Annotated in this window: 7 protein-coding genes; 1 reads left to right on the forward strand and 6 read right to left on the reverse strand. The window is 71.4% G+C overall.

All coding sequences use genetic code 11. The annotated features are described in order from the left end of the window. The 6 genes from G3I65_RS24745 to G3I65_RS58825 all read right to left on the reverse strand — a co-directional run. On the reverse strand, window positions 1-1,016 hold a 1,016-nt coding region (locus tag G3I65_RS24745; protein ID WP_160698222.1), incomplete at its 3' end, for an MSMEG_0568 family radical SAM protein. 10 nt (window positions 1,017-1,026) lie between these two features. Then, window positions 1,027-1,539 (reverse strand): MSMEG_0572/Sll0783 family nitrogen starvation response protein, encoded by a 513-nt coding sequence (locus G3I65_RS24750; protein WP_003073383.1) that lies wholly within the window; start codon window positions 1,537-1,539, stop codon window positions 1,027-1,029. A gap of 4 nt (window positions 1,540-1,543) precedes the next feature. Beyond that, window positions 1,544-2,380, reverse strand: a complete 837-nt coding sequence (locus tag G3I65_RS24755) for an amidohydrolase family protein (RefSeq protein WP_160698223.1) — start codon at window positions 2,378-2,380, stop codon at window positions 1,544-1,546. Beyond that, entirely contained in the window at window positions 2,380-3,699 is a 1,320-nt protein-coding gene (locus G3I65_RS24760) for an MSMEG_0569 family flavin-dependent oxidoreductase (protein WP_160698224.1), read from the reverse strand. Before G3I65_RS24760 ends, G3I65_RS24755 begins: the two co-directional genes overlap by 1 nt. A 125-nt stretch (window positions 3,700-3,824) precedes the next feature. Further along, window positions 3,825-4,652 carry an NAD(P)-dependent oxidoreductase gene (locus tag G3I65_RS24765; RefSeq protein WP_160698225.1) on the reverse strand — a complete coding sequence of 276 codons (828 nt, stop codon included), beginning with the start codon at window positions 4,650-4,652 and terminating at the stop codon, window positions 3,825-3,827. A gap of 583 nt (window positions 4,653-5,235) precedes the next feature. Then, entirely contained in the window at window positions 5,236-5,790 is a 555-nt protein-coding gene (locus tag G3I65_RS58825; RefSeq protein ID WP_160698226.1) for a response regulator transcription factor, read from the reverse strand. Window positions 5,791-6,401: 611 nt separating this feature from the next. On the opposite strand from G3I65_RS58825, the gene G3I65_RS24775 reads away from it, so the two are divergent. Next, a partial coding sequence (locus G3I65_RS24775; RefSeq protein ID WP_203612496.1) for a hypothetical protein occupies window positions 6,402-7,040 on the forward strand: 639 nt, incomplete at its 3' end.

Raw genomic sequence — 7,040 nt, forward strand, 5'->3', positions numbered from 1 at the left:
CCCTGGTCGGCGCCGGTCATCCCGGCCGCCCGCAGCAGCGCCGCGACCCGGCTGGTGACGTCGGCGACCAGCGACGGCGAAGGCGCGGTGGCGCCGTCGCGGCGAGCCAGGGTGCCGAGCATCGGCCGCATCGGGACGACGAACGGGTACACGCCCGCCTCGATCAACCGTCCGGCGCCCGCGACCAGGTCGTCCGGGTCCTCGCCGAGGCCGATCAGCAGGTAGGTCGAGACGCGGTTGCGGCCGAACACCCGGACCGCCTCCGCCCACGCGGCTTCGTACTCGGCCAGTGGCACGGTGGACTTGCCCGGCATCCAGCGCCGCCGGACGTCGTCGTCGAGGGATTCGACGTGGATGCCGATCGACGTCGCCCCGGCGTCGCGCAGCTCGGTGAGCACACCGAGATCGCCCGGTGGCTCGATCTGCACCTGGACCGGCAAGCCCGGCACCGCCTCGAGCACCGCGCGGACGCACCGGACCAGGTGCCGGGCCCCGCGGTCGGGCCCGGCCGTGGTGCCGGTCGTCATCACCATCTGCCGGACACCGTCGAGCCGTACCGCCGCTTCGGCGACCTCCGCGAGCTGCTGCGGGGTCTTCACGGCCACTGTGGACCCGGCCCGCAGCGACTCCTCGATGGTGCAGAACCGGCAGCGCTGGTCTTCGGCGTACCGGATGCACGTCTGCACGGCGGTCGTCGCGAGGACGTCCTTTCCGTGCAGCAGCGCGATCTTCCGATACGGCACACCGTCCGCAGTGGACAGGTCGTAGAACCGCGGCCGCGCCACCGGCGTCACGCTGAGGCCGAGGTCGACCGCTCCCCGGTGGATCCGGCCGTCGCGGACCTCGTACGGGCTGTCGGGGTTGAGCGGCAGCGTCGCGTTGGCACCGTCGACGACCAGGTGGCCGTCGTCGCTCGGCCCGGCGCCCTTGCTGCGTTGTACGGGTGCGTCCACTCGCACCCCGCGGACGGCGATGTCGGCGCGGGTGTCCAAATCCTCTTCGATGCCAACGCGCACGAGCCGCTCCCTAGAACATGTAGGTGGAGTTGATGATGGCGCCCTTGCGCGCGTAGTGGATCAGCGCGTCCTGGACGTCGAGGGGGTGCGTCGGGATGACGCCTTCGATGAGGTCCTCCTCGCGCGCGCCGTGCAGCGACAGCCCGAACCGGCAGCAGTAGGCCTTGCCGCCCTCGCTGATGAACGTCTTGAGCTGGTCGTTGATGTTCAGCTCGCCCGGGAACGCGGCGTTGCCGGTGGTCGGGAAGCCGCGCGTGGCCAGGCAGTTCAGCGAACCCGGGCCGTAGAAGTAGATCGCGGCCTCGAAGCCCTTCCGCAGCGCGCGGGTGGCCTGCAGGATCGCCACGAAGCTCACCGACGACTCGTGCGCGATGCCGTGCACGAGGGTGAAGTAGCTCTGGCCGGGTTCGGCCTGGTAGTCCGGGAAGACCTTGGTCCCGCCGTACAGGTTGGAGCCCTGCGGCAGCGACGGGTGCGGGATCTCGTCGAGGCTGGTCTTCTCGGTTTCGGTCAGCTCTGCCATCGGTCTATTTCCCTTTCTTCGGTCCGTACAGCACGTCGAACGTGCCGCGGAAAACCAGGTCGGCGAGCTCGCCGTCGCCGGCCGCGGCGGCCAGCTTGGCGAGTTCGCCCTCGTGATCGCCCCACGGCTGGTCGGAGGCGAACAGCACGCGGTCGTGGCCGAGACCCCGGCGGGAGATCTCCTCGACGAGCCAGCGCGGGGTGAAGCCGATCGCCCAGGACAGGTCCGTGTAGACCTGCTTTCCGGCGGCGATCCAGTCGAAGAAGCGGCCGCCGACGAGCTTGATGTGCCCGCTCATCCCGCCACCGAAGTGGACGAGGTGCAGCTTGACGTCGCCGGCGTAGGCGTCGACGAGCTGGCCGACCTCGTCGATGTCGGAGGCGGCACCCGGTGAGGTGTGGACGTGCACGACGAGGTCGTGTTCCCGCGCGGTGGCGAAGATCTTGTCGAGCTGCGGCTTGCACGCGGGGTCAGAGGCCTTGCCGCCCAGCAGGAAGCTGAGTTTCAGCGCCCGCACGCCTTCCTCACCCGCCAGTTTCAGCGCCTCCCCGGTGCGATCCGCGTCTTCGGGACGCGGAGACACCCAGAGCGCGGCGCTGATCCGGTCGTCCTTGCTCGCCGCTTCGACGCAGAGTTCGTTGAAGGAGAACGCGATCGCCGGGTCCGGGACGCCGTAGTTCGGGATCACCAGTGCGCGCTCGGTGCCTTCGCGGTCCAAATCGGACAGCAGCTCGCCGATCGTCGCGCGGCTGCCGATCGCCGGGGCGACCGGCGGGCCGCCGTAGAAGGGGTACGCGGGCAGCACGCCCAGGTGCCGGTGGGCGTCGTTGGTCCACTTCATCAGGCGACCGTCCGGGGCGCGACCCAGTCGTCGTCCGCCGGGTAGGTGCTCACCGGCGTGCCGGAGAGCCACCGGACGTCCCCGCGGCCGCCGCCGGTGATCCGCCGGGCGAGGTACTCGGCGTCCGCGGCGACGCCGCAGAACCGGCCGGAGCCCCAGGTGTGCTGCCACGGCAGGCCGAGGAAGTACAGGCCGGGGCAGCTGGTCACACCGCGGTGGTGCGTGGGGTAGCCCTTGCCGTCGAACACCGGGACGTCGATCCAGCGGTGGTCACGGCCGAACCCGGTGCTCCAGACGACGGCCGAAAGCGCTTCCGCATCGAGGGCGCGTTCCCCGTCTTCCGGCTCCCACACCGGCTTGTAGCGTGCTTCGCGCGGCGCCGCGATCCCGCGTTGCGCGATGAAGGCGTCGATCGAGTCCTTGATGCCCTCGGACACGGCGTCCGCGGCGTCGAGGTTGCGCCGCAAGTCGTCCGCGAAGCTCAATTGTCCACTTCGGACGCTTTCGAGCCGCCCGTAGAGCTGCATGCCTTGGGCGGCGAACGCGCGCAAGTCGATGTCGTGCCCGCCGTCGCGGCCGGTGACGTAATGGTTCGCGCGGAACCGCACGGCGTCCGCATCGGCGAATTCGTCGATTCCCCTGGCGTAGTAGCCCATCTCGTCGAGCCAGGCGACGACGTCCCGGCCCCGGTAGCGCCGGGCCACCCGCGGCGCCGACCCGACGGCCAGATGCACCCGCCGCCCGGCCAGGTGCAGGTCCTCGGCGATCTGGCAGCCGGACTGCCCGGTGCCGACCACCAGCACGTCCCCGTCCGGCAGCTGGGCCGGATTGCGGTACTCGGCCGAGTGCAGCTGAACGATGTGCTCGGGAAGCCGCTCGGCCAGCCGCGGCTTGAGGGGCACCTGGTACGGGCCGGTCGCCAGCACGACGTGGTCGGCGGTCAGCTCCCCGGCCGACGTCGTGAGCCGGAACCCGCCGCCCGGCAGCTGCCGCAGCCGCGTCGCTTCGACGCCCTCGTGCAGCGGGACGTCGAACTCCTTCACGTAGTTTTCCAGGTAGGCGACGATCTCGTCCCGGACCATGAACCCGTCCGGATCGTCGCCCGGGTAGGGGAACCCGGGCAGCCGGCATTGCCAGTTCGGCGTGACCAGGCAGAAACTGTCCCAGCGGCGGGTCCGCCATTCGTGTCCCGCGCGCTCGCGTTCGAGCACCACGTGCCCGACCCCGGCGGCGGTCAGGCAGTGGGACATCGACAGTCCCGCCTGGCCGCCGCCGACCACGATCACCGGCCGGTGCAGGCCGTCGAGCTGGAAGTCCATGCCGATCAGTGCACCGGCGACCCATTTCGCAACGGTTTCCCCCGGAACACCGACGCGTTACCAAACGCCTGGCGGGTAACGCATGCGCACTCGATTCCTTAACACGCCCGACACCGCGATCGACGTCAGCTCGGCGGGCCGGCCAGCGTCCGCAGGAGTGCGGCGAGATCGACGCTGTCGTCGTCGCGATGATCACGCCAGCGGGCGAACACCGCCTGCGCCGCCACTACCAGATCCGGGGCCAGCCCGGTTTCGGCGCACGCGGCCGCGATCTCGGCCATCTCGCCTTCCCAGCGCCAGGCCCGGCGTCCCGCGGACGTTATCCCGCCGGGCGCGCCGAACGGCGTGTCCGGCAGGACGTCAGCGGCGAGCTCCCGCAGCTCGACGCCGACCCCGTGGCGCTCCGCCAAGGCGTGGGCCTGCGCGGCGAGCGCGTACGTGAGCTTGTTGTACGAGGCGAACGCGAGCTTGAGCGCCGACGCGCGCCCGACCGGCCCGTCGAGCACCACCACCCGCAGGACGGTGCCGTCGAACAGATCCGCGACGGCCGCCGCGGGCCCGGACAAGTAGAGCCGGGTCGTCCCCGCCGTCCGCGGCGGCGGCCCGACGATCCCGCCGTCGACGACCGTCGCCCGGGGCAGGATTCCGGCGATCTCCTCGGCGTGGCGGGGGCTGATCGCGTTGGCGTCGAGGTAGGTCCCCGCGAACCCGGTGGCCGCGACGCTCCCCGCGACGTCAAGCGCGGCGGACGGCGGGCAGACGCTGACCAGCACGTCGCATCGAGCCAGCGCCGCGAGATCCGCGACCTCGGTCAGCCCGGCTTCCTCGGCACGCCGCCGCGAGGCGGGCCCGCGCCCCGCCGAAACCCACGAGACCCGAAACCGGTCGGCGAGCAGCCCGCCGACCGCGGCTCCCATCGCTCCCGGGTGCAGTAATCCGACCGAAGTTCCCATGGCCCCATGATCGGTCACAACGCGCGGACCAGCGCGCCGACCTCGCCGCACCGCTTCCGGACGGCGCGGTTGTCAGCGCAACGCCCGTGCGCCACAACCGCGGCCGGATCACCGAGCACGCGGCTGTTGGCGGCCATCCTGTCGGCCCACGCATCGCCGCGCAGGGAATCGCGCTTCTCCTCGCGGGGCCGGCGCTCCGGCCCCAGCTCCCCGGCCAGGCAAAGTCGACCTCACCGGAGATCATGCCGCCGTGAGCCGGAGCCCCGAGGGCGGTGCTGGGGTGCGGGTGAGCGCGCTCAGCGGCGAGGCCGAACTTCACCCCCAGCAGTACATCGGCGGCGGGTTGGCGCCGGCGAGGCGGCGACGCCTGGTTGCCGTACAGCGGTCGCGGTGGGCGTGACCGGGGTGCCGTTGCCCGGCATCGCCAGGGTGAAGGTGATCGAACCGCTGACCGGATGACCGTCGGCGGACACGACCGCGGTCCCCAGCGCGCGCAGCGGAACCGATACCGTCTCGCCCCTCACCACCGGCGTCGCCGTCCCCGGGGGGACCGCACGCCGCGTGCTGCCGACGGAGTGCGGCCTCAGGTGAGGAAACCGGCCCGAAAGCCGGCAGCGACCGCTTCGGCGCGGTCGTGGACACCCAACTTGCGATAGATCCGTTTGCAATGGGTTTTGATGCTGTCCTCGGAGAGCACGAGCTCGGCGCCGATCTGGACGTTCCGTTGCCCGGAGGCCATGCCCCAGAGGACCTGCAACTCGCATTCGGACAGATGCGGAGGAACGTCGCGGGGCACGGCGGCGCTGACAGGTTCCAGGGCATCGCACGTGCGGAGGAATCCACCGATGCCCGGCACGATGACACCGTTCGCCGCCGAGAGCGCCCCGGACTCTCCGAACATGATCACCGACGCGTCCGGGGCGATCGTCAGCAACGCGGCCGCTGCGGCAGGACCGGACGGTTCGCCCGGCCGGACCGCGATGAGTGCCACGTCGGCACGCAAGCGGGTGTACCGGCGGACGAGTTCCTCAGCGGTCCCGGCGCATTCGACGCGGCCGATCCCGGGCGCGCGCCGCAGCGATCGCGCGAGCCCATGGCGCGTATTCGCCTGCTCGGCGTAGACCAGTATCGCCACCACAACCGCCACCTCCACCCATTCTTCACGGTCGCGCCCGGCCCGGGGATTTGACACGGCCTCTTTGTTCCCGGGACTCCGGTCCGCGCCTTCCCTGACGCGGGATGATCAAAATTTCTGCGGCCGATCATCATTTCGCCGCCACCGGCGCAGCCCCTCTGCCAGCGACGACGATGTCGAGTTATCAAACTGTGACCATCGGCTCGAAGGGGCATTCGACCTGGATCACGACAACTACCCCCATTCCCTCATCACCCGATCGTGCACTTCAGGCCCGGCTTGCCGCATTCCGACCCCGACGGAGAGTGGGTTCATTCGACCAGCGACGGCTCGGGCGGTGGCGGCGGCGCGTCCCGTAAGTGGCAGTTTCCCATCGCGTGACGGCCGCTTACCGTCTGCTGTTGGGGCAACCCCTTCGAGCAAGCCGGAATTGGTGGAGTGCGATGGTGTCGCTGCGAACGACCTCCTGTGGAACGGGCACAGCGCCCGTTCCACACGGTCGTCACGGGCGGCCGGAAACTCCCGAGCCATGCGAATGTCCGGCTCACCCCGGAGCCATCGCACAGGAGCCGGCAACGGCAAATGTGCGCCCCACAGCGCGATCCCGGCGGGCGATGTGCCTGGCCGTGGTGTGCCGGGCCGTCCTGCTCGGCGCGTTCGTCCTGGCAGGCTTCGCCGCGGAAAGCGCTTTCGAGACCGCCAGCGCTGCCGACACCGGATGCGAACGGGCCGACGCGGGCCCGGCTCCGACGGAGTGTCCACTCGCGAGTGTCGCCCTCGACGCGGCGGACCCCGCCCCGCGGATCGTGCCGTCTCCGGTCGCGGTGTCGACGACCCGCCCGGTGACGGAATCGCTGTCGCTGGTGAACGCGGCCGTCAGGCAGACCACCGCCGCGGTCGGCTCCGCCGCGCCGAGGCTGGCTCCGGCGATCAAAAAGGTGGACTCGGCGCTGACCGCGGCCACCACGGCGACCGCCCAGACGGTCGACACCGTGGTGCGCGACACCGTCACCGCGGCGGGCCGGACCCTCGACAACCCGATCACGCACGCGCTCACCGGCACGGTTTCCGGCGCGGTGGCCACGATCTCGCCGGTCGTGACCAGCACCGGGCTGTCCCCGCGCGTCACCGCGGCGGGCGTGGTCACGGTCACGGCGACGGCGAGCTCGCTGCCCTCGGCCGACTACCCGCAGCCCGCCCCGCACGCCGCCGGTGCCCCGGCTGCCGTCGCACCGCAGGCACCGGCGGTGGAC

This window comes from Amycolatopsis sp. SID8362 (assembly GCF_010550475.1).
Lineage (GTDB): Bacteria > Actinomycetota > Actinomycetes > Mycobacteriales > Pseudonocardiaceae > Amycolatopsis > Amycolatopsis eburnea.